A 20,413-nucleotide genomic window follows, 5' to 3' on the forward strand; every position below is an offset into this window, starting at 1 on the left:
GAATGCGTATTAGTGTACTCTACAAGAGGTAGTTGTTGTAATAAGGAAAAGTTTCCATACAAAGTGTTGACATCTATTTTAAATAAGAGTAACATTTTCTATGTAATGAAAATAAGTCTCTGTTAGGTGAGGCTCCTGTATAGAGAAATGCTACTGCCCAAAAATGTCGAGAGACGCCAATGGGTCAACAGGAATGATCGAATTAAGGTTTTTCTTAACGTAGCTGGTAATGAACCTATGCTATACAGTGCTAAAACTCGGTGAGGGAGAGGTCCGTAGATTTCTAATTATATTAGGAATCGTTTATTTGTGTATGCAATGACCTTTGCTCTCTTATGAGTAAAGGTCTTTTTTGTTACAAAGCTATGACTAATTTCATAGTATAGATTATAACTAAAAAATAAATGAGGAGGTGAGGAGCATGTCAAATTCTGACTCGGTTCCGTTACCCATATGCTTCAAATCAAAAATATATGATGTAGGCAGGAAACGACTTGTTCCTCCCTTTATATTTATCATAATGTAGCGTTTATTTGAGTATTCCAGCGCTAGACACTTTCACGCTAAAGTGGATAAATTGAGAAACAAAGCGTTTCTTCCTATGGTATAAAGGAGGAGACGATAATATGTTATATGCAAACAAAACTGTGGGTAACACGTCATATAAACTAAGTAAAAAATCAATAAAAGAACAAATAATGCTCCAAAAAAATAAAGATTTATTAATTGAAATTGCAACGAGAGATGTAAAATCTGTATTTGCGTATTTTAAAACAACAAGAGACGGACTATCTGTGAAAGAAGCACAAAAACGAATTCAAGTATACGGCCGAAATGAATTAATTTCAAAAAGAGCGCGTATTGCGGAAGTGATGATAAAGCTAAGTGAAATGATTCCAGGTCTTTCAAAACAAAATGCACGTGATGAATTACAATGTGAAACAGTTACTGTTTCTAGAGTAGAAGCATCTAGCCTAACAGGGCTAAACAATGAATTGAAAATGATGAAGCTACCAGTACAAGAGCTTGTACCTGGGGATATGATTTTTCTTTCAGAGGGCGATACAGTACCAGCAGATGTACGTATTATTTATGCAAATGATTTATTAGTGAATGAATCTATGCTGACAGGAAACGATGCTAGTATTGAGAAATTTGAAAGCTGCTATCATCTAGAACGTAAACGATTTATTCCATTAAAACGGATGAAAGACTATAATCCACTTGAACTTGAAAATGTATGTTTCAAAGGTACGTATATTGTTGGGGGAACTGCAAAAGCTGTAGTTGTTTCGACAGGTAAAAATACGTATTCAGGAATACTTCATACTTGTTGTGGTAGAACGTCTTAATTTGTTAATGATGCTAAATATAAAAAAACAATGTATAATAGACAAAGTTGAACAAAAACGTAGAATGGTAATCTATATATAACCTTACGTGATAACGTGAGGTTATTATTTTTTGTTAGTAGGAGAGGTATTATGAAAAAAGTATTATTAGTTGATGGTATGGCACTATTATTTCGTGCTTTTTACGCAACAAGTGTCTACGGACAATTTATGAAGAGACAAGATGGTACCCCAACGAATGGGATTCATGGTTATATGAAACATTTATTAACGGCAACACAAGCAATTGAGCCAACACACATTGTAACGTGCTGGGATATGGGAAGTACGACATTTAGAACAGAATCGTTCTCGAATTATAAAGCAAATCGTGCAGCACCGCCGGAAGAATTAATTCCACAATTTGATTTAGTGCAAGAAATGACTGCGAAATTATCTATTCCAGTCATCGGTATGAAAGGTTATGAAGCTGATGATTGTATCGGTACACTTGCAAAACAATATTGTAACGAAGCGGAAGTTTATATTTTAACTGGAGATACAGATCTACTGCAACTTGTTGAAAAGAACGTTACAGTTATGCTTCTTCGTAAAGGAATTGGAAATTATGAGTATTATACACCGGAGAAAATCATGGAAGAGAAAGGTGTAGAACCTTGGCAAATTGTCCATGCAAAAGCATTCATGGGAGATACAAGTGATAATTATCCAGGTGTAAAAGGTATTGGTGAAAAAACAGCGTATAAGCTTATTCAAGAACATGGTACAGTATCGGCAGTACTAGAAAATATAGCATCATTAACGAAAGCACAGCGTACAAAAATTGAAAGTGATTTAGAGAACTTAAATATCTCTTTACAATTAGCGCAAATTCATTGTGAAGTTCCAATTTCATGCTCGTTAGAAGAAGGGGTGCACACAATGGATGAAGAAAAACTACGATTCGTTTGCAACGAAATGAACTGGGGAAGACCTGAAATATTAATTAATATGCTTTAAAAGGTATGGAAAGGTAGATCAAATACATTTTTGATCTACCTTTCTTTTTTTGTTCACAAAGTTGTCAGAAAATAAACTCGATATTCATATGAAGTTCAAATAGATTTCACAACAATCAATTATTATAAGAACACACAGATAATTTCTTATCTTTTATATAAACCATCCCCCAAGGAGGAAAATAAACATGCGAAAAAAAGTGAGAAAATCCTTTAAACAATTATTAACTGAAAATAAACAATCATTATTAAGTAATAAAGAGAATATGAAAGAGATAGAAGAACGAATTGAGAAACGACATGTAGCATATAGTTGTTCTAATAATTGAATGAAGATTGATTTATAACACCCCTTCACAAAGTGAAGGGGTGTTATAGTGTAGTGAGAAGGGACAAAGAAGGGAGAGCTATTGTGTGAATGTAGTGGAGAAGCTTGGAGAAAATAATATATCATGTCTTATTAGTCTATCGGAAAGGATAGGCTGGGATTATAGTTTAGAAGAAATCGACACCATTTTAAGTTCAGGTATCGTATATGGCATGCGGAATGGAAAGGGAGAAGTAATTGCTAGTGCAGCAATTATATTATATGAAGGGGCATTAGCGTCTATCGGAATGGTGATTGTACATCCAGATTATAAAGGAAGAGGGCTCGGAAAAACGATAATAGATTCATGCGTTAAGAGCGTATCAACTCATACTCCAATTATGCTAATTGCTACGGATGAAGGAAAGCCTTTATATGAAAAGCTAGGATTCAGAGCGGTGAGTTATGTTTCTAAATACATATGTAATGTGTATAATGAATTTCATAAATATGAAACAAATGAAGAGTATATCATTAACTATGAAGAGCAAGATTTTGAAGATATAGTACAAATAGATGAAGGTGCATTTGGAGCAAATCGTAAAGAATTTTTAAGGTATAGAATTACACAGAGTGAACAATGTGTAGTTATTAAAGATAGAAAGAAAAAAATTATAGGTTATGGTCTAAGTATACAAACACCAGAAAATAAAATAATAGGACCAATCGTTGCTAAAAATGACACAATGGCAATGGGAATTGTTCATTCTTTAGCAAAAGGACATATTGGAAAATTAAGAATTGATGTACCAGAAGGAAAGAAAGATTTCATGAAAGAATTAGAGATTACTGGTTTTAAAAAGGCTAATACACCACCAATTATGATGAAAAATAGCGATGAATTATTAAAAAGGAATAATGAGCTATATAGTATTGCGGCACAAATTTTTGGATGAAAAAAGAATCCTTTTCACGTAAGGATTCTTTTTTAGGTAATTTAATCACGATATTGGTCATGAGTAGGTTGAAAGAGGTCTTCCTCGATATCCCTCACCATAGAAAAATGATCGACGTTATAATGCCCATGTAAAGTTTTATTATGATGACCAATAATTTGCTCTGCAGACAATACGTCAGAATCAGTTGTGGAATGACCATTTTTAATTAATGTAACGTCAAATCCTTGTACAGTAGCTGTTCTAACTGCGGTGTCAATGCAATGTTCTGTTTTACATCCACCTATAACAATATGATTAATTTTTTCTTCTTTTAAAAGTTCAAGTAAAGAAGTGCCATAGAATGAGTTTGTTGCTGCTTTATTAATAAGGATTGCAGACTGAGGTACTTTAATTTGATTATGTACTTCAAATCCTACACCACTACCAGAAGCAACATCGATATCTCTTACGAAAACAATAAGGGCATTTGAATCTATTGCTTTTTGTACGGCTGTATTTAGTGTAGATAATAGCACGGTTTTACGAAAAACTTCATTTTCTTGTTCATTTCCATCAATTAATTCTTGCTGAGCATCGATAATTAATAGTGCTTGTTTCATTCGCTATCCCCTTTAATATAAAATAAATTCCATTTTACATATTCTTTTATATTGTAAGGAAATCCTCTATTGTCTACGAAGTAGACGATAGATTTACAAAGTTGTCAAATAAATTTCATTCTCATAGCGTGTAAAAACATGTATGATAAGAAGTGGAGAATTTTTGAGTAGGTGGGAATATCATGCAAACAGTAGAAGATTATCTTTCATTCTTACATACGAAAGGATTTAAATTATCAGAGGAAGCACAAGGGTTTATTATGTTCGGACAGGGATATACGGGTGCATCTGATGGAATTGTAAACGCAGCAATAGAAGCGACGATTAAACATCAATTACAGTTTGATGGGAGTTATTTTGTTGCGTTATTAGAACGATTGAAAGAAGAAGAAATTACAGATAAAAAAAGCGCTAAGGCTTTTATGCGGAAGTTACAAGCGTAACTTCACGCAGCCCGCGCTTCTTTTTTTGTCTTTGAAGGAAGTTCAACAAAAACCATACCTAGGAATATACATAGACACCCGATAATGGCAGAAATAGAAAGTTGTTCGTTTGCAACTAGAACGCCTGTTAATGCAGCAAAAACGGGCTCCATTGCGAAAATAATTGCTACTCTCGTTGGAGAAGTGTGTTTTTGTGCAGATGTTTGAATGAAAAAAGCAATTGATGTCGCAAACAGGGAAGTTAGAAAGAGAGCGAATAAAAAGGACTGATTCGTCCATAGTGACACTGAAAATAATTTTTCCCAATCTTCAAACAAAAAGGCGCAAATAGAAGAAAACATACCAACAGCTAATACTTGTGACGTGCTTAACAATAAAGGTGATATTTTCTTAGAAAAGAAGCCGTTAACAAGAATATGGGCAGCGAAAGCAACTGCACAACCAAGAACGAGTATATCTCCAATGTTTAATTGAAAAGAATCACCAGCCGTTAATAAGTATAAACCTGCTGTTGCTACAGCAATACCGAGTACGATAAAAATGGTAGCTTTTTGTTTTAAAAAGATAAAAGACAAAATTGGTACCATAACGATACTAAGCCCTGTTAAGAAACCAGCTTTTGAAGAAGTTGTATAAAGTAAGCCGAATGTTTGTAATACATAGCCAACACATAAAAAGAAGCCAACGATTAATCCAGCGAGACTACTCTGTTTTATATCTTGTTTTGAAGATTTTTTTGAGAAAATCATTTGAACGAATAATAAAATAACTCCGGCGAATAAAAAGCGAATACCATTAAAAGTAAACGGACCAACGAAAGACATAGCATTTTGAACGACAACAAACGTAGCTCCCCAAATAAAAGAGACAAATAATAAAGCAAGAGGAGCAATCCAATCTTTTTTCACACTCATACCCCCGTTAATTTTGTAAGATAGCTTTTCTAGCTAATTCATCAGCGACTTTATTTTGACTACTTGGAATCCACTTAATAAAAAAGAGATCGAAACTTTTTATGTACTGCAGTGCTTCCTCTAATAGTGGTGCAAACATTTTATTTTTTGCGTATTCTTTTTCAACAGCTCGCTCGACAAGTTGCGAATCTGTACGAAAAGAGACAATGTTATAATTATGCTCCGTGCAATATTTTAATGCTGCAAGTAAAGCGTGGTATTCTGCTTCATGATTGGACATTGTCCCAAGGGGAAATGATAATTGTACAGCTGGTTGAACCCCTTTAATAAACACTCCTGCACCAGAAGGACCAGGATTTCCTTTTGATGCACCATCAATATATACTTCAATCAAAATGAGAAACCTCCAAATTATAAGATTATCCCCTACTTATATGTTTCCTTGAAGTAGGGGATAGAGTACTTAGCCGATTGTAAGACTATAACGACATGTAAATGTTTCATTCGCTTGTAAAGATTGAATTCCTTTTTTTTCCTTGAAATCTTTTGCTGGATTTATTTCATCAGCAATCCCGTACCAAGGTTCAATACATAAGAAAGGTGCGTTCTCGCCTGGTGTCCATACGCCGACAAATGGGAAGCCGTCAAATTCTACTTTTACAAATTTATTATGTTTATGAGAACGAATAGAGATTTCATTCGTATTCATATTTTCAAAAATAAGCGCATCATTTTTGAATAAATCGTATGTAAGTGGTAATTCATTCGTATTTTCAGCGATTAATTGCTTTTTACTTGAAAGGTAAGGTCCTTCTAATACGCTTGTTTCTAATCGTTCAGAACCATTAAATGATAAATGATAATCTGTAAATGATTCGCCCTCTAATAAGGGGAAGTTGAAACCAGGGTGTGCTCCGATTGAGAAGAACATCTCTTTTGAAGTAGGATTATTTACTCCATATGTTACATGAACGATTTGTCCGTCTAGCTCATAAGAAACGAGTAATTCGAATTCGTATGGGTATTTTTTTAATGTTTCTTCATTACTAGTAACAATATAAGTGATATTCGTTTCACTTTGTTCTTTTACAGAGAATGTAAGATCACGAGCAAAGCCGTGTTGTGTTAAAGAATATGGTTTACCATCTACGTAGTATGTATTATCTACTAATCGGCCGACAATTGGGAATAAAATTGGTGCGCGGCGCCCCCAATAAGTAGAATCGCCTTGCCATAAGTATTCAGTGTTATCTTCTTTTAAGCGAACGCTTTGTAATTCTGCACCTTTGTCAGAAATGGAAACGATCACTTTTTCATTTTGAATTGTTGCTGTCATGAAGTGAAACCTCCTAAATCTTTCATATGTTTTATTATACGTTGTCCAAAAGAAAAAAGGTAGTAAATGATAGGAATCTATTGACGAAAGAGTGCCTATTGCGTAAAATATACTCTTGTTGCTTAAAAACGAATAACGTGGTTCGAAACCATCCCACGTAAAAAAACTAAGGAGATTTTGTCATGAATATAAGAACATTAGTCGGTAATGGTATTTTAGCGGCATTATATATTGCTGTTTCTATGCTTATTCAGCCATTTGGCTTTACGAATGTACAGTTTCGTATTTCAGAGATGTTTAATCATCTCGTTGTATTCAATAAGAAAGCAATTTACGGGATTGTATTAGGTGTATTTTTAACGAATCTCTTTTTCTCACCTATGATCGCTTACGATTTAGTGTTTGGAGTAGGACAATCGATTCTTGCACTACTTGCAACTATTATTTCTATGCGCTTTATTAAAGGTGTTTGGGCTCGCATGATTTTTAATACGGTGATCTTTACAGTCACAATGTTTATGATAGCAATCGAACTTCATCTTGCATTTGATCTGCCATTTTTATTAACATGGCTAACGTGTGCAGTTGGTGAATTTGTTGTAATGGCGATTGGTATGCCTGTAATGTACTGGATTAATAAGCGAGTACAATTTGAAAGATTTATGTAATAGGTGAAAGAGCCGTTCCTTATATAGGGTGGCTCTTTTTGTATGTGATTATATTGAATATAATACTGTGACTCTTGATAAAATATAATAAAATAAATATAAGAAGTCTTATATAAGGGGAATCTAGTATGAAATATAAAATTCATTGGTTGTATAAAACAAAGCGTGGTTTACAAACGGAATTAACAACAGAGTACATGAACATAGAAGAAGTACTTCAATTTGCGGAGGATTTTGAGAAAACAGGAAGAGCGAAAGAACTATTATTTTTTGATGAAATGGACGCGGAATGGTCATTAAAAGAAATGAAAAAACTGAGTAAGCAAGTGGAGGAAGAGCCTCAAGAAATTCAAGTTTATTTTGATGGTGGTTATGATGTACAGACGAAAGAAGCTGGGGTTGGTATATGTGTATACTATAAAAAAGGAAATACAAATTATCGAATTCGTCGCAATGCATACATAGAAGGCATATATGACAATAACGAAGCGGAGTATGCATCACTATTATACGGGATGAATATACTCGAGGAATTAGGAATTAAATATGAACCAGTTACACTTCGGGGGGATTCTCAAGTTGTACTGCAGCAATTAGCTGGTGAATGGCCTTGCTATGATGAACATTTAAATCATTACTTAGATCAAATTGAACAAAAAGCAAAGAAAATGAAATTAAAGCTTGTTTGTGAACCGATATCTAGAAAACAAAATAAAGAGGCGCATCAATTAGCAACGCAAGCATTAGAAGGGACGGCGATTGACAGTCATAAAGAAATAACCGAATAGAGAGGTGCAAAGGTGAATAAAAAGCAACTCATTACAGAGGTAAATGACTTATTAGAGACGTATTGTGAAGGATGTTTCTTACAGAATCATAATCGGAAAAATCATAGTAAATACTATGCCCATTCTTTTTGTATACGGCAATGTACGGTTGGAGAGAAATTAAAAAAGTATGGAGAGCAATTGTCATGAAAAAACATCCAGAGAATTTTCTCTGGATGTTTTTTAGTGCTTCGCTTCGTGTAATTGATGCTCACATTTACTTAATTTTTTTTCTTCATTCATTAGAAACGGTTCGTCTAAATCCGTCGCAACGGATTTCATAATTTCTAGTTGAGAACGAGCCGCTTCTACTGCAGTAGTGGCATGCTCTAATGTGTCCGGATCCATTGAAATTGTTGCAGAACCTACCATTTTTTGTGCTGTTTCTACACGGAATTTTACTTCTTCAAAATCATTTACATGTGAACTCATTGTTATTGCCTCCTTTGTATTTTGCACATTTCACATAGTTTTCGCTCTGTAAAACGGAAATATACAAAAGAATAACAAAGGAGGTTACCAAGTAAGGTAACCTCCTGTCATATGTTGGATTAAAGTTTTACTACGTTAGCAGCTTGAGGTCCACGGTTTCCTTCAGTAATGTCGAAAGATACTTCTTGACCTTCCTCTAAAGCTTTGTAGCCGTCGCCTTGAATAGCAGAGAAATGTACGAATACATCATCAGAGCCGTCCATTTCGATAAATCCAAAACCTTTTTCATTGTTAAACCATTTTACTTTTCCTTGCATGTTACAATTCCTCCTAAAAAACGATTACTTTTTTTCATTTAGTGAAATTCATTAAAAAGAAAATATAATTTAAAAATGCTATATTCTCGAATATTCTGCTAAATGATTAATTTAAATATACACGAATTGGTAGAATTTAGTCAAGTAAGCGGTTTTATTTTTTGTATTTTTAAATAACTTTCTGCTCAAATTTTTAATAAGGTATAGGACAAGCCGCGTATGTAATATTCTTAAATGAAAGCTGTACATAATGAGGTGAAAGAATGAATGAGTCTTATTTATTAGATAATGAAGGAATGAAAAATAGAGTCGACATACCGAATTGGGTTGCAAAAGAATTTCATGATTTTTCGAATGTCGTGCTAGAAGCAACTTTTCCGTGTTATTTCGGTTTAACAGCTTTGAAAAAGAATGAACTTCGTTATTCATTTCTCTCTCATAATGATTGGGGACATTTACCCAATACAATGTTATCTTTTTTGGAGTTAATGAAAGAACGGCCAATTGTAAGAAGAGGTTTTTTTCTTTTTGTAGAACCGGAATGTGAAGAGAAATCAATCGAATATTATCGAGATTATTTTTGGAAAGTACTACAATATTTACATGAAAACGATGATCAAACATGGCCGAAGCAAATTCCTGAAGATCCAGATCATTATTTATGGGAATTTTCATTTGGTGGTGAACCGATATTTGCGTTTGGAAATGCACCGGCTTATAAACAGCGAAAGACTAGGCATTTAGGAAATTCTCTCGTTATTGGATTCCAACCACGAACTATTTTCGAGGGCTTAGAAGGAGATCGTCCTAAAGGCTCATATTCGAGACAAATGGTTCGTGAGCGAGTTGAAAAGTGGGATCAGCTGCCGAAGCATCCTAACATTAGTCACTATGGCGATCCTGACCATCGTGAATGGAAGCAATATTTTATTGGAGATGATATAGAACCGATTAAAGGTAAATGTCCTTTTCATCATAGGATAGAGAAATAAGAGCCATCAACTGGATGGCTCTTTTGTATATTTTGGATAAAAAAGGGTATTGTATTAGTGAATAATTTTTATGAAAGCTAGTCTATTTTCTATATTTGCATCATTATTTAATAGTAAAAGAAGTAGAAAGGATAGAGCGATGTTTGGAGCAATTATACAACAAATAGTATTGGGTATTTCATTAGCTGCACCGGTAGGTCCAATTAATATTGAAATGTTAAAACGTGGAATTGAACGTGGATTTTGGCATGCGTGGATTGTTGGAATCGGAGGAATGACTGCTGATATTTTGTTTATGCTTCTTATTTATTTTGGTTTATCTTCTGTTTTTATGTATACATATGTACAAGCTTTTATGTACTGCACTGGGTTTTTCCTGTTATTTTATTTAGGATTTCAAAGTGTAAAACAAGGAATCTCCCACTCGAATATGGAATATAACAAAGAAGAGGTAGGTGGACTTAAACAATCCTTTATGGCGGGATTTTTAATTGCGATATCCAACCCATTAAATCTCGTTTTTTGGTTTGGCATATACGGAAGTACACTTAGCTCATTGCTTACAAAGGTAACGAAACAAGAAGCTTTTTTGTACAGTCTTTGCATTATTATTGGTATTATTTTGTGGAACTTAAATATTGCTTTTTCTGTACATTTTGGAAGAACTTTATTAAAACCAAAAGCACTTGGCTATATTACAGCCGGAGCAGGTATTATTTTAGTAGGATATTCTATCCATTTTGCATACAAAGCTTTACAGTTGTTCACATAAGATTGAAGGGGAGATTTTTATGTATCGAACCACTATTGACGGAAAAGAAATTATCATCACACTAGCACCAAAAATCCGAAAAGAAATTACTGACAGGAACCCATTATATGAAGCGGTATTTAAAAATGCAGCAAGGTTGCTGCAAACGAAACAACCAACGTTTGCGGTAAATCATGAAATATTTGGGCTTATTATTGGAGAAGTACAGAGGGGTGAAGTAACGGTGTTTGCAGTAGAACACATTATCCCGAAGCAAAATATATTTGGTTCGAACACTTTTTTCTCGACAATAGAGCAGCAGGCAAATTTGTAAAGTGAATAGAATAAAATAGAAAAGAAATGGTCGTAACGATATGTTACGGCTGTTTTTTGGGAAAAGGGGGAAGAAAGATGAAGAGAGTGGTAAAGGAGTTCTTTTTACAACATGATATTGTTATTATGTATAGTATTCTATTTATTTTCATCATTATTTTAAAAATGCAATTTTTCACATGGATCGGTATGTTAGCGTGTGTGTTTGGGATTGCTTTTTATACTTTTAACGAATATATGACGCATCGTTTTTTATTCCATTTAAAGCCGCCTAAAAACGCATTTTTATTAAAAATGTTAAGAAGATTACATTATGATCATCATGTATATCCAGATGATTTGAAACTTTTATTTTTGCCTGTATGGTTTAGTATACCTAGCTTTACTATATATTTACTTATATCGTATGGTATTACAAAAAGTGTTACTGTTACACTTTCATTTGGAATAGGAATGATTATCATGCTCCTCGTTTATGAATGGAAACATTATATTGCACATAAACCGATTCGTCCCTTCACTAAGTTTGGAAGATGGCTAAAAAAACAGCACATATTACACCATTATAAAAACGAAAAGTTTTGGTTCGGAGTTTCAAATCCAGTATTCGATTTTATATTTGGAACACTTAAAGATGGAAAAGACGTTGAATTAAGTGAAACAGCTCGTAATTTAGAAAAGGAGACAAAGACAGAAGTAGTGCGATAAGCACTACTTCTGTCTTAATGAGGGAGGGATAATTGAGGTTTCGCTTTATTTTGAAAAAGTATATTAAAAATTTAAGAGAAAATGACGAAAAATGTCTATCGAAAAATCTTTGCAGGAATGTATGGATTGTCTAAAATGGAAATAAGTTTCTGAATATTTATAAAATTTAGTTTTTAGGTATGCAAGGGGGAATTATATTTTAAGTAAGAGAGGGGACTAGAGAATGAAACGAGATGATACATCAGCACGTAAGTTGCAAAATGAGGTGAATTATACAGAGGTTGTTCGGTCAGAAGAATTTCAATTACTGTTAAATACGAAAAAGAAGTTTATCGTTCCAATGAGTATTTTCTTCTTAAGTTTTTTTATTGCACTACCTATTTTAACATCGTATTCAAAGGTGCTCAATACACCGGTATTTGGTGATGTTACTTGGGCGTGGGTATTTGCTTTTGCACAATTTATAATGACATGGGCATTATGTATGATTTATAGCAAAAAGGCAGAATCCTTTGATAAAATCTCGCGAAAAATTCTACAAAATATGCAACAAGGGAGGGGCTGAATTTGAATACTACTGCGTTTGCACTATTTTTAATTATCGTCCTTGGTACACTCGTTATCACGTATTTCGCATCGAAAAAAACGAAAAATGCGAGTGAGTTTTATACGGCTGGAGGGGGATTAACTGGTTGGCAAAATGGTCTGGCCATTGCTGGGGATTATATGTCTGCTGCGTCATTTCTTGGTATCGCTGGAGCAATAGCGTTAACTGGGTTTGATGGTTTCTTTTATAGTATAGGCTTCTTAGTTGCTTACTTAGTTGTATTATATCTAGTTGCAGAACCGCTTAGAAATTTAGGGAAGTATACGCTCGCTGATATGATTGCGGCACGTTTTGATGCGAAAAAGGTTCGCGGTATTGCAGCGCTTAATACGATGACTATTTCGATTTTTTATATGATTGCCCAATTAGTCGGTGCGGGTGCACTTATTAAATTATTATTAGGTATCGAATATACGACATCTGTATTAATCGTGGGCACACTTATGACTGTGTATGTTATTTTTGGAGGAATGACAGCTACGAGTTGGGTTCAAATTGTAAAGGCTGTACTACTTATGGCAGGGACGTTTATTATTTCTGTTATCGTTTTCTCCAAATTTAATTTCAGTGTGACTGAAATGTTCGCTCAAATGAAAACAGCTACTCCACTGAAGGAATCATTTTTAAATCCAGGAGTAAAGTATAAAGATGGTCTTGATACACTTTCTTTAAATTTAGGACTAGTTCTTGGTACGGCAGGATTACCGCATATTCTTGTCCGCTTTTTCACAGTACGTGATGCAAAAACTGCACGTCAATCTGTTGTGTACGCTACGTGGTTAATAGGTGCATTTTATATTATGACGATTTTCTTAGGATTTGGTGCAGCTGCATTTGTAGGAAATGAAGCAATTATTAAAGCAAATCCAGCCGGTAATATGGCAGCACCTTTATTAGCTAAAGCGTTAGGTGGAGATTTCTTATTCGCATTCGTATCGGCGATTGCTTTTGCGACAATTTTAGCTGTAGTAGCAGGTCTTGTATTAACGGCAGCTTCCGCATTTGCTCATGATTTTTATAACGAGATTATTCGCAAAGGAAAATCAACGGAAAAAGAACAAGTTTCCATGGCTCGTTATGCATCTATTGGAGTAGCGATAGTATCTATTATACTCGCTTTATTTGCGCAAACATTAAACGTAGCATTTTTAGTATCACTAGCATTTGCAGTTGCTGCTAGTGCAAACTTACCAGTAATATTATTCACAATTTATTGGAAGCGTTTTAATACAACAGGAGCAATTTGTGGTATGATTGTCGGTCTTGTATCAGCAATTGTTCTTGTAGCATTAAGTCCTAATGTATGGAATCCTGTAGCAGGGAAAGCTATATTTGTTGGGGAAGCGATATTCCCATATACGACACCTGGAATTATTTCGATTCCGCTTGGATTTCTTGCAGCATATTTAGGAACTGTTTTCTCTAGTAAGAAAGAAGATGCAGCGAAGTTTGATGAAATTCTTGTGAAATCTAATACTGGTCATGGTATTAGCGACGCATCTTCGCATTAAAATAGAGGAGCTTTTCGAATTATAAGAAAAGCTCTTTTTCTTTTGTCATTTTCTTATAAATATTACTGTATTGTAAGTAGGATTTGTCATAATTTTGTGGAATGAAAATAAGCAGGGAGAAATTTAACTCATCATGGTACCAGCGCAGCTTTGTGAAAAATAAGTTGTTATGGAAGGTGGAAGAAATGATGAAGACAAAACAAACCGATGAATTATTAGCAAAAGATGAGCAATATGTTTGGCACGGAATGCGTCCCTTTAGTCCAAGTAGTACAATGGTAGGGGCAAAAGCAGAAGGGTGCTGGGTTGAAGATATACAAGGAAAAAGATATTTAGATGGTATGAGTGGTCTTTGGTGTGTGAATAGTGGATACGGAAGAAAAGAGCTGGCAGAGGCAGCTTATAAGCAATTGCAAACATTATCGTACTTTCCGATGTCACAATCACATGAGCCAGCTATAAAGCTTGCTGAAAAGTTAAATGAGTGGCTTGGTGGAGAGTATGTTATATTCTTCTCTAATAGTGGATCAGAAGCGAATGAAACGGCTTTTAAAATAGCAAGGCAATATTATGCTCAAAAGGGTGAACCACATCGTTATAAATTTATGTCACGCTATCGTGGTTATCATGGAAATACAATGGCAACGATGGCGGCAACTGGCCAAGCACAGCGTAGATATCAATATGAGCCATTTGCTTCAGGTTTTTTACACGTAACGCCTCCAGATTGTTACCGTATGCCAGAAATGGAATCACAAAATATTTATGATGTAGAGTGTGTGAAAGAAGTAGATCGTGTGATGACATGGGAATTAAGTGAAACGATAGCGGGATTTATTATGGAGCCAATTATTACAGGTGGAGGTATTCTAATGCCGCCACAAGACTATATGAAAGCTGTTCATGAAACGTGTCAAAAACACGGTGCACTACTCATTAGCGATGAAGTGATTTGCGGTTTCGGACGTACAGGAAAAGCATTTGGATTTATGAATTATGATGTGAAGCCAGATATTATTACAATGGCAAAAGGGATTACGAGTGCATATTTACCATTATCAGCAACAGCTGTGAAAAAAGAAATATATGAAGAATTTAAAGGGAAGGGAGAATATGAATTCTTCCGCCATATTAATACGTTTGGTGGAAATCCAGCAGCTTGTGCATTAGCGCTTAAAAACTTAGAGATTATGGAAAATGAAAATTTAATTGAGCGCTCTGCACAAATGGGCTCCCTTTTATTAGAGCAATTAAAAGAAGAAATTGGAGAACATCCACTTGTTGGGAATATTAGAGGAAAAGGTCTACTAGTTGGAATTGAACTAGTAAATGATAAAGAAACGAAAGAGCCAATTGATAACGACAAAATTGCAAGTGTTGTAAATGCTTGTAAAGAAAAAGGGTTAATTATAGGACGAAACGGCATGACGACAGCAGGATATAATAACGTCTTAACGTTAGCACCACCGCTTGTAATTTCAAGTGAAGAAATTGCTTTTGTTGTTGGAACGTTGAAGACAGCGATGGAACGCATTTAACGAATGAAGCGAGCTGCAATACAGCTCGCTTTTGTTTAGTAGGAGGGTTTTTTTTATGGAGAAATATGATCCTAACAAGCATTATCACATCGGATATTATGAAGATGGATATGATTTAGAAGTGACGGCGTACAAAAGAATAAAAGAACCAGTTTGGGATGCTTATATTCCGCACTATGAGGCAGACGATTTTTATAAGAAAGTGGAGGAAATGAAGCTAGGTGAATATATCGATGATTATGGAATTAAAGTATATTCATTTCGTGATGATATCGATGATGAAGAAGCTCGCTTCATTTTTGAAAAATGGTTAAAAAAGAATGAAATTGTTTAAAGAGAAAATGAAAAAGGAGATTGCTATCTTATAAAATAGCAATCTCCTTTTATTATATTAAACTTATTTACTTGCTTTCATTGCTTTATCTTTTGCACCAAAAGTGTATTTTAACATTGGTGGTGTAATCATTGTAGTTAAAATAACGACAATAACGATAGCTGTAAAGTAATCTTGTGCTAATAGTCCAGAAGAAAGTCCTGTACCTGCGATGATAAGTGCAACCTCACCACGAGAGACCATACCAGCACCGATAATTGCAGAAGACTTTGCATCAAATCCAGTCATGCGTGCACCAAATCCACAACCGATTAGTTTCGTTAATACAGCGATAACTGTTAATGCTAAGATGAACCAAATTTGATTACCAATACCATCAAATGTAATATTCATACCGATACTTACGAAGAATACTGGTACGAACATTGCGTAAGCGATTGGTTCTACTTTCTTTTCTACTTCATGTTTGTAGTTCGTTTGAGAAATTGCGATACCAGCTGCGAAAGCACCGATAATACCAGCAATTCCTAATAATTCGCCGAAATATGCGAATGAGAAACAGATAATAAGAGCCGCGCTCACGATAGACTCAGATACGCGTAGTGGTGATAACCAACGCATAATCGCTGGAACACCTTTCCATCCGATTAAAATAATAGAGGCGAAGAATACAACTTTCTTCAAGATAACCATTGTTAAGTTAACATCGTCTGTACCTAAGAAGCTCATTGCGAATGCTAATAAAATAACGACAAGAATGTCATCAAATACAGCTGCTCCAAGCATCGTTGTACTTTCACGTGTTTTCATCTTACCTAAATCGCGAAGTGTTTGAACGGAAATACTAACACTTGTCGCACATAGAAGTAATCCTAAAAATACAGCGTTCCCTTGTTCCATTCCCATAACAAGACCGGAAACATAACCACCTACGAATGGAAGAATGATACCTCCGAGTGCAACTGCTAAAGAAGAGTTACGATTTGCATTTAATTCTTCTAAGTCTGTTTCAAGTCCAGCCATAAACATTAAAAGAATAACACCAACATTACTTAATTGTGTTAGAAGTTCTGAGTTTTCAATCCAACCTAATACAGCTGGACCGATAACGATACCGACAATTAATTTACCGAGTACAGAAGGTTGACCTAATCTAACACTAAGGTCACCAGCAAGCTTTGTACTTAATAAAATAAGTGCAATTTGAAAGAAAAATTCGAATTCCATTTGATCCTCTCCTTATCACTTTGTATTTTTATTAAACGATTTCTCGGAATTTGCCTAATGAAAATATGTAAAACCCATTAAACAAAGGGTCTGATTACAAGTTCTTTTGAACTCGTAATTTGAACCTGTAATCAATATATAATAAAATTAATAAAAAATCAATGAAAAAATAGCAGATTTTCATGATGGGATTCGATTTAGGTATGGAGGGAATCAATATATAATAAGAAGAAATAAGGATACATTTTTAATGAATTGGAGAATGGAATATGTTAATAAATAAACGCTTTACAATTGGAGAAATGGCAAAAATGCATAATATCGCGGAATCTACATTAAGGTATTATGATGAAAAAGGAATTTTTCATCCGTCTATTGTCGATCCGCAAACGAATTATCGTTATTACACAATTGATCAGTTTTCACTGTTAGATACGATTAAATTTTTACGACAGTTAAATATTCCGTTAAAGGAAATTAAGAAATATATTGATGAGCGGAATCCATCTTATGCGCTTAATTTACTTGAAAAGCAACAAGAAATGATGTTAAAGAAGCAAAGAGAAATTGAGTATGCTTTGGCAAAAATGGAGCATAAAATCCATTTAATGAAGAAAGCGACGAAATCTGAAGCGAATCAAATTATTTATAAAAAGATACCGAAACGAAAAATTACAGCAATTGCAGTTGCGCCTAATACAACGGATGATATGTTTGAGTATTATATCCATTCATTGCAAAAAAATATGAAGCAAATCGATAATAGTTTATTTTCAGGAGATATCGGTGTAACAGTCTCAAAAAAAGCATTAATGCAAAATGAGTTTCAAGCATATAACAGTGTGTTTATTCTTTTAGATTACATGCCTTTTCAAGTACATACTTCAGATGAAATAAAAGAAGGGATATTTGCTTGTTCTTATCACCATGGACCATATGAAGAAACAGACACAACGTATATGGAATTATTAAGGCACATTGATAACGAAGGATATGAAGTGTGCGGAGATGCACTGGAACTTGCATTAATTGATTGGTCCGTAACAGAAAATCCGGAGGAGCAAGTAACGGAAATTCAAATACCTGTTATTAAAAAGACAAATAAAAAATAGGCTTATATATTTTTCAATTCTCTCTTGACCTTCAAGTTACTTGAAGGTTTAAACTGTGAACAGAGCGTTGAAAAAAGGAGCATATTAGTATGGAAGCAACAGAAATATTAAGAGAAAAACCGATAAAAAGTTTATTTATTTCATATTTAATACCAGCAGTTCTCGGAATGGTATTAATGTCAGTTAATATTGTGATTGATGCGGTCATGATTAGTAGGGGAGTTGGAGCGAACGGTTTAGCAGGAGTAAACGTGGCTATTCCAGCATTTTCGATTTTCTTCTCCATTTCATTATGGATTGGAATGGGTGGAGCAACATTATATTCGATTGCACTAGGCGAAAATAAACTTGAAAGAGCAAGGTCTATTTTTACGCAATCTATGACAGTAGCAGTTATTATCGTAGGCGTTTTAGCGGCTATTTGCGTATGGAGAATAGAAGATTTAGCATACTTATTCGGTGCAAATGAAGTGATTTTACCGTATGCGTTAGACTATTTACACGTGTTATTAACATTTGGAATGATATACGTGTTAGAAAATATTTTAAGTACATTTATACGAAATGACGGAAATCCTAATTTAGCAATGGCGGGTCTTGTTGTCACGGCTGTATTAAATATAGTATTTGATTATATCTTTATTTTCATCTTTGGATGGGGCGTAACAGGTGCTGCTTCAGCGACTATTCTTTCAGCAGCGATTGGTTTCCTCGTATTATTATCTCACTTCTTTAGAAAAAGTAGTATTTTAAAATGGACGAAATTCCATTTTGAATGGGATACGATTAAACAAATTATGGTGATTGGTTTCCCGAGTTTTACAGCAGAAAGTACAGTAGCAATCGTAACGATTGGTTTTAACATCGCATTCGTTCAATATGCAGGAGAAGTAGGAGTCGCTTCCTATGCGATGGTGAATAGCATTCATGCGATGACATTACTATTATTCTTCGGTGTTGGAGCAGCATTACAACCAATCGCAAGTTTCCATTACGGTGCAAATTTATCAGAAAGATTGCGTGAAGGATTACAGTTTGCTGTGAAAATTGCGGTTGTACTCGGAGGCATTGCGATAATTGTCGGATTATTCTTCGGGAAATATATCATTGGTCTATTTGATGTCCAATCGCCAGATCTATTGGAGTTAACGTTAACAGGTATTAGCTTGTTCTTTATCCAATACGTATTTTTAGGCTACAACATTGTGTATGGAGAGTACTTCCAATCAGTGCGACAAACGAAAAAATCGGTACTTATTATAATGAGCCGAGGGTTACTATTTATTATTCCGTTGTTATGGATTATGCCAAAGATATTTGGAATAAACGGAATTTGGCTCGTTATGCCAGTTGCGGAAGTATTGACAGCAATTATCGTATTTACGATGAATCGTATGAAACATCCTGTTCCGTTAAATATGGCAGGAAAGAAAGAAGCAATATAGTGAAGAAAATCCCCTTGAGCAAGTAAGGGGATTTTTTTCATTCTTTTAAACTAATCGCAAAAGACCCATCCGTTTCTTGAACAGACGCAAAAGCCACGTTTTTAATATTTGTAACGCCTTTCTCCTTTAACTCTGCATGTAACCACTTTTCGTTTTTATGGATTAACTTTAAGTTATCGTATTGAATTTGTGAATCAACGATAAGAGCAATTGGTAACCCTGCATACTTAACATCTATATTCATATCTTTTGGAGTCAATGGTACGAGTTCTCTCTTTGGCAAAATACTTATAGATCCATTGGATTCTAAAATTGCATATTCAATTTCATGAACACTTGGATATCCGGCGACGCGAAGGTTAGAAAGCAATTCGGGTATTGGATATCTACTTTTTTGTAAATTCTCAAAAATAATATCACCATGTTTAATTAAAATAATGGGGTGTCCGAGAATAAAACGATTTAGTTTGTTGAGTAAGCTTAATTTTGTAAGTAGTAAATGCAAACATGTAATAACAACCATACCGAGAAATGCTTGTAAAGCACCAGCGACTGGTATGGCTTGAAAAGCTAAATAAGATAAAAAGATAATAGCCCCAAAATCATGAGGAGTTAGTTGTGCCAATGCAGATTTACCAAGTAGCTTAAGTGATAGTAAAAATAAGATGAAAAAGAACGATACATTAAATAAAAAGAGAAGCAA

Annotated in this window: 26 protein-coding genes and 2 riboswitches; of the genes, 18 read left to right on the plus strand and 8 right to left on the minus strand. The window is 34.5% G+C overall.

The features are described from left to right. The first annotated feature begins 111 nt into the window (after nt 1-111). Nucleotides 112-275: riboswitch (M-box (ykoK) riboswitch) on the plus strand. 351 nt (nt 276-626) lie between these two features. From LUS72_RS07970 to LUS72_RS07985, 4 genes are all read left to right on the plus strand, one after another. Continuing rightward, the gene (locus LUS72_RS07970; protein ID WP_071770119.1) at nt 627-1,352 is read left to right on the plus strand and encodes a P-type ATPase actuator domain-containing protein; all 726 of its coding nucleotides are present in this window, start codon (nt 627-629) and stop codon (nt 1,350-1,352) included. Nucleotides 1,353-1,484: 132 nt separating this feature from the next. Continuing rightward, complete coding sequence (locus LUS72_RS07975) at nt 1,485-2,351, plus strand: 5'-3' exonuclease (RefSeq protein ID WP_097831681.1); 867 nt, start codon at nt 1,485-1,487, stop codon at nt 2,349-2,351. A gap of 187 nt (nt 2,352-2,538) precedes the next feature. After that, nucleotides 2,539-2,679 (plus strand): FbpB family small basic protein, encoded by a 141-nt coding sequence (locus tag LUS72_RS07980; RefSeq protein ID WP_097831680.1) that lies wholly within the window; start codon nt 2,539-2,541, stop codon nt 2,677-2,679. An 85-nt stretch (nt 2,680-2,764) separates the two neighbouring features. Further along, nucleotides 2,765-3,613: a GNAT family N-acetyltransferase gene (locus LUS72_RS07985; RefSeq protein ID WP_097831679.1), complete on the plus strand. Its 849-nt coding sequence runs from the start codon at nt 2,765-2,767 to the stop codon at nt 3,611-3,613. 41 nt (nt 3,614-3,654) lie between these two features. Here LUS72_RS07985 and LUS72_RS07990 read toward each other — a convergent pair whose 3' ends face one another. Then, nucleotides 3,655-4,215 (minus strand): isochorismatase family protein, encoded by a 561-nt coding sequence (locus LUS72_RS07990; protein ID WP_097831678.1) that lies wholly within the window; start codon nt 4,213-4,215, stop codon nt 3,655-3,657. A gap of 182 nt (nt 4,216-4,397) precedes the next feature. Between LUS72_RS07990 and LUS72_RS07995 the strand changes: the two genes are divergently transcribed. Beyond that, the gene (locus LUS72_RS07995; protein ID WP_001195212.1) at nt 4,398-4,658 is read left to right on the plus strand and encodes a DUF6123 family protein; all 261 of its coding nucleotides are present in this window, start codon (nt 4,398-4,400) and stop codon (nt 4,656-4,658) included. A gap of 2 nt (nt 4,659-4,660) precedes the next feature. On the opposite strand, the gene LUS72_RS08000 is transcribed toward LUS72_RS07995, so the two are convergent. The 3 genes from LUS72_RS08000 to LUS72_RS08010 all read right to left on the minus strand — a co-directional run bounded on the left by LUS72_RS08000 (nt 4,661) and on the right by LUS72_RS08010 (nt 6,908). Then, the gene (locus tag LUS72_RS08000) at nt 4,661-5,566 is read right to left on the minus strand and encodes a DMT family transporter (RefSeq protein ID WP_141533345.1); all 906 of its coding nucleotides are present in this window, start codon (nt 5,564-5,566) and stop codon (nt 4,661-4,663) included. Nucleotides 5,567-5,579: 13 nt separating this feature from the next. After that, a complete protein-coding gene (locus LUS72_RS08005) occupies nt 5,580-5,966 on the minus strand; it encodes a reverse transcriptase-like protein (protein ID WP_000573869.1) in 387 nt (128 codons plus the stop codon). A gap of 69 nt (nt 5,967-6,035) precedes the next feature. Then, nucleotides 6,036-6,908 carry an aldose 1-epimerase family protein gene (locus LUS72_RS08010; protein ID WP_097831676.1) on the minus strand — a complete coding sequence of 291 codons (873 nt, stop codon included), beginning with the start codon at nt 6,906-6,908 and terminating at the stop codon, nt 6,036-6,038. 131 nt (nt 6,909-7,039) lie between these two features. Further along, nucleotides 7,040-7,084: riboswitch (PreQ1 riboswitch) on the plus strand. A gap of 6 nt (nt 7,085-7,090) precedes the next feature. On the opposite strand from LUS72_RS08010, the gene LUS72_RS08015 reads away from it, so the two are divergent. From LUS72_RS08015 to LUS72_RS08025, 3 genes are all read left to right on the plus strand, one after another. Then, entirely contained in the window at nt 7,091-7,576 is a 486-nt protein-coding gene (locus LUS72_RS08015; RefSeq protein ID WP_002171225.1) for a QueT transporter family protein, read from the plus strand. A gap of 128 nt (nt 7,577-7,704) precedes the next feature. Then, nucleotides 7,705-8,364 carry a ribonuclease H family protein gene (locus LUS72_RS08020; RefSeq protein ID WP_097831675.1) on the plus strand — a complete coding sequence of 220 codons (660 nt, stop codon included), beginning with the start codon at nt 7,705-7,707 and terminating at the stop codon, nt 8,362-8,364. Between the two features lie 12 nt (nt 8,365-8,376). After that, a complete protein-coding gene (locus LUS72_RS08025) occupies nt 8,377-8,553 on the plus strand; it encodes a zinc-finger domain-containing protein (RefSeq protein WP_033711748.1) in 177 nt (58 codons plus the stop codon). Nucleotides 8,554-8,586: 33 nt separating this feature from the next. On the opposite strand, the gene LUS72_RS08030 is transcribed toward LUS72_RS08025, so the two are convergent. Then, a complete protein-coding gene (locus LUS72_RS08030; RefSeq protein ID WP_048373299.1) occupies nt 8,587-8,835 on the minus strand; it encodes a DUF2564 family protein in 249 nt (82 codons plus the stop codon). A 119-nt stretch (nt 8,836-8,954) separates the two neighbouring features. Further along, nucleotides 8,955-9,152 (minus strand): cold shock-like protein CspB, encoded by a 198-nt coding sequence (gene cspB, locus LUS72_RS08035; protein ID WP_001161729.1) that lies wholly within the window; start codon nt 9,150-9,152, stop codon nt 8,955-8,957. Nucleotides 9,153-9,415: 263 nt separating this feature from the next. Here cspB and LUS72_RS08040 point away from each other — a divergent pair, with 263 nt between their 5' ends. The 8 genes from LUS72_RS08040 to LUS72_RS08075 all read left to right on the plus strand — a co-directional run bounded on the left by LUS72_RS08040 (nt 9,416) and on the right by LUS72_RS08075 (nt 15,926). Further along, complete coding sequence (locus LUS72_RS08040; protein ID WP_097831674.1) at nt 9,416-10,144, plus strand: YqcI/YcgG family protein; 729 nt, start codon at nt 9,416-9,418, stop codon at nt 10,142-10,144. A 139-nt stretch (nt 10,145-10,283) separates the two neighbouring features. Next, a complete protein-coding gene (locus LUS72_RS08045) occupies nt 10,284-10,916 on the plus strand; it encodes a LysE family transporter (RefSeq protein ID WP_000466555.1) in 633 nt (210 codons plus the stop codon). A gap of 19 nt (nt 10,917-10,935) precedes the next feature. Beyond that, the gene (locus LUS72_RS08050) at nt 10,936-11,229 is read left to right on the plus strand and encodes a cytoplasmic protein (protein WP_097831673.1); all 294 of its coding nucleotides are present in this window, start codon (nt 10,936-10,938) and stop codon (nt 11,227-11,229) included. 77 nt (nt 11,230-11,306) lie between these two features. Beyond that, nucleotides 11,307-11,936 (plus strand): sterol desaturase family protein, encoded by a 630-nt coding sequence (locus LUS72_RS08055; protein WP_070141582.1) that lies wholly within the window; start codon nt 11,307-11,309, stop codon nt 11,934-11,936. Between the two features lie 223 nt (nt 11,937-12,159). Further along, a complete protein-coding gene (locus LUS72_RS08060; RefSeq protein ID WP_097831672.1) occupies nt 12,160-12,501 on the plus strand; it encodes a DUF485 domain-containing protein in 342 nt (113 codons plus the stop codon). Nucleotides 12,502-12,503: 2 nt separating this feature from the next. After that, nucleotides 12,504-14,054, plus strand: a complete 1,551-nt coding sequence (locus LUS72_RS08065) for a solute symporter family protein (protein ID WP_097831671.1) — start codon at nt 12,504-12,506, stop codon at nt 14,052-14,054. 188 nt (nt 14,055-14,242) lie between these two features. Continuing rightward, a complete protein-coding gene (locus LUS72_RS08070; RefSeq protein ID WP_141533346.1) occupies nt 14,243-15,592 on the plus strand; it encodes an aspartate aminotransferase family protein in 1,350 nt (449 codons plus the stop codon). Nucleotides 15,593-15,647: 55 nt separating this feature from the next. Next, the gene (locus LUS72_RS08075; protein WP_097831669.1) at nt 15,648-15,926 is read left to right on the plus strand and encodes a DUF3986 family protein; all 279 of its coding nucleotides are present in this window, start codon (nt 15,648-15,650) and stop codon (nt 15,924-15,926) included. A gap of 63 nt (nt 15,927-15,989) precedes the next feature. Here LUS72_RS08075 and LUS72_RS08080 read toward each other — a convergent pair whose 3' ends face one another. After that, nucleotides 15,990-17,153: a cation:proton antiporter gene (locus tag LUS72_RS08080; RefSeq protein ID WP_000393901.1), complete on the minus strand. Its 1,164-nt coding sequence runs from the start codon at nt 17,151-17,153 to the stop codon at nt 15,990-15,992. Between the two features lie 269 nt (nt 17,154-17,422). Between LUS72_RS08080 and LUS72_RS08085 the strand changes: the two genes are divergently transcribed. Together LUS72_RS08085 and LUS72_RS08090 are read left to right on the plus strand one after the other, a co-directional pair. Further along, nucleotides 17,423-18,265, plus strand: coding sequence for a MerR family transcriptional regulator (locus tag LUS72_RS08085; protein WP_097831668.1), 843 nt, complete (start codon nt 17,423-17,425; stop codon nt 18,263-18,265). A gap of 89 nt (nt 18,266-18,354) precedes the next feature. Further along, nucleotides 18,355-19,710, plus strand: a complete 1,356-nt coding sequence (locus LUS72_RS08090) for an MATE family efflux transporter (protein WP_264448772.1) — start codon at nt 18,355-18,357, stop codon at nt 19,708-19,710. A 37-nt stretch (nt 19,711-19,747) separates the two neighbouring features. On the opposite strand, the gene LUS72_RS08095 is transcribed toward LUS72_RS08090, so the two are convergent. Then, the gene (locus LUS72_RS08095) at nt 19,748-20,413 is read right to left on the minus strand and encodes a DUF421 domain-containing protein (protein ID WP_071770104.1); all 666 of its coding nucleotides are present in this window, start codon (nt 20,411-20,413) and stop codon (nt 19,748-19,750) included.

The organism is Bacillus cereus, assembly GCF_025917685.1.
GTDB lineage: Bacteria > Bacillota > Bacilli > Bacillales > Bacillaceae_G > Bacillus_A > Bacillus_A cereus_AT.

Coding starts and splice junctions, on each gene's coding strand:
- LUS72_RS07980 (WP_097831680.1), top strand. CDS start 2,539: ATGCGAAAAAAAGTGAGAAAATCCTTTAAACAATTATTAACTGAAAAT.
- LUS72_RS08015 (WP_002171225.1), top strand. CDS start 7,091: ATGAATATAAGAACATTAGTCGGTAATGGTATTTTAGCGGCATTATAT.
- LUS72_RS08045 (WP_000466555.1), top strand. CDS start 10,284: ATGTTTGGAGCAATTATACAACAAATAGTATTGGGTATTTCATTAGCT.
- LUS72_RS08020 (WP_097831675.1), top strand. CDS start 7,705: ATGAAATATAAAATTCATTGGTTGTATAAAACAAAGCGTGGTTTACAA.
- LUS72_RS07975 (WP_097831681.1), top strand. CDS start 1,485: ATGAAAAAAGTATTATTAGTTGATGGTATGGCACTATTATTTCGTGCT.
- LUS72_RS08055 (WP_070141582.1), top strand. CDS start 11,307: ATGAAGAGAGTGGTAAAGGAGTTCTTTTTACAACATGATATTGTTATT.
- LUS72_RS07995 (WP_001195212.1), top strand. CDS start 4,398: ATGCAAACAGTAGAAGATTATCTTTCATTCTTACATACGAAAGGATTT.
- LUS72_RS07990 (WP_097831678.1), bottom strand. CDS start 4,215: ATGAAACAAGCACTATTAATTATCGATGCTCAGCAAGAATTAATTGAT.
- LUS72_RS08060 (WP_097831672.1), top strand. CDS start 12,160: ATGAAACGAGATGATACATCAGCACGTAAGTTGCAAAATGAGGTGAAT.
- LUS72_RS07970 (WP_071770119.1), top strand. CDS start 627: ATGTTATATGCAAACAAAACTGTGGGTAACACGTCATATAAACTAAGT.
- cspB (WP_001161729.1), bottom strand. CDS start 9,152: ATGCAAGGAAAAGTAAAATGGTTTAACAATGAAAAAGGTTTTGGATTT.
- LUS72_RS08030 (WP_048373299.1), bottom strand. CDS start 8,835: ATGAGTTCACATGTAAATGATTTTGAAGAAGTAAAATTCCGTGTAGAA.
- LUS72_RS08085 (WP_097831668.1), top strand. CDS start 17,423: ATGTTAATAAATAAACGCTTTACAATTGGAGAAATGGCAAAAATGCAT.
- LUS72_RS08080 (WP_000393901.1), bottom strand. CDS start 17,153: ATGGAATTCGAATTTTTCTTTCAAATTGCACTTATTTTATTAAGTACA.
- LUS72_RS08040 (WP_097831674.1), top strand. CDS start 9,416: ATGAATGAGTCTTATTTATTAGATAATGAAGGAATGAAAAATAGAGTC.
- LUS72_RS08010 (WP_097831676.1), bottom strand. CDS start 6,908: ATGACAGCAACAATTCAAAATGAAAAAGTGATCGTTTCCATTTCTGAC.
- LUS72_RS08090 (WP_264448772.1), top strand. CDS start 18,355: ATGGAAGCAACAGAAATATTAAGAGAAAAACCGATAAAAAGTTTATTT.
- LUS72_RS08075 (WP_097831669.1), top strand. CDS start 15,648: ATGGAGAAATATGATCCTAACAAGCATTATCACATCGGATATTATGAA.
- LUS72_RS08050 (WP_097831673.1), top strand. CDS start 10,936: ATGTATCGAACCACTATTGACGGAAAAGAAATTATCATCACACTAGCA.
- LUS72_RS08070 (WP_141533346.1), top strand. CDS start 14,243: ATGAAGACAAAACAAACCGATGAATTATTAGCAAAAGATGAGCAATAT.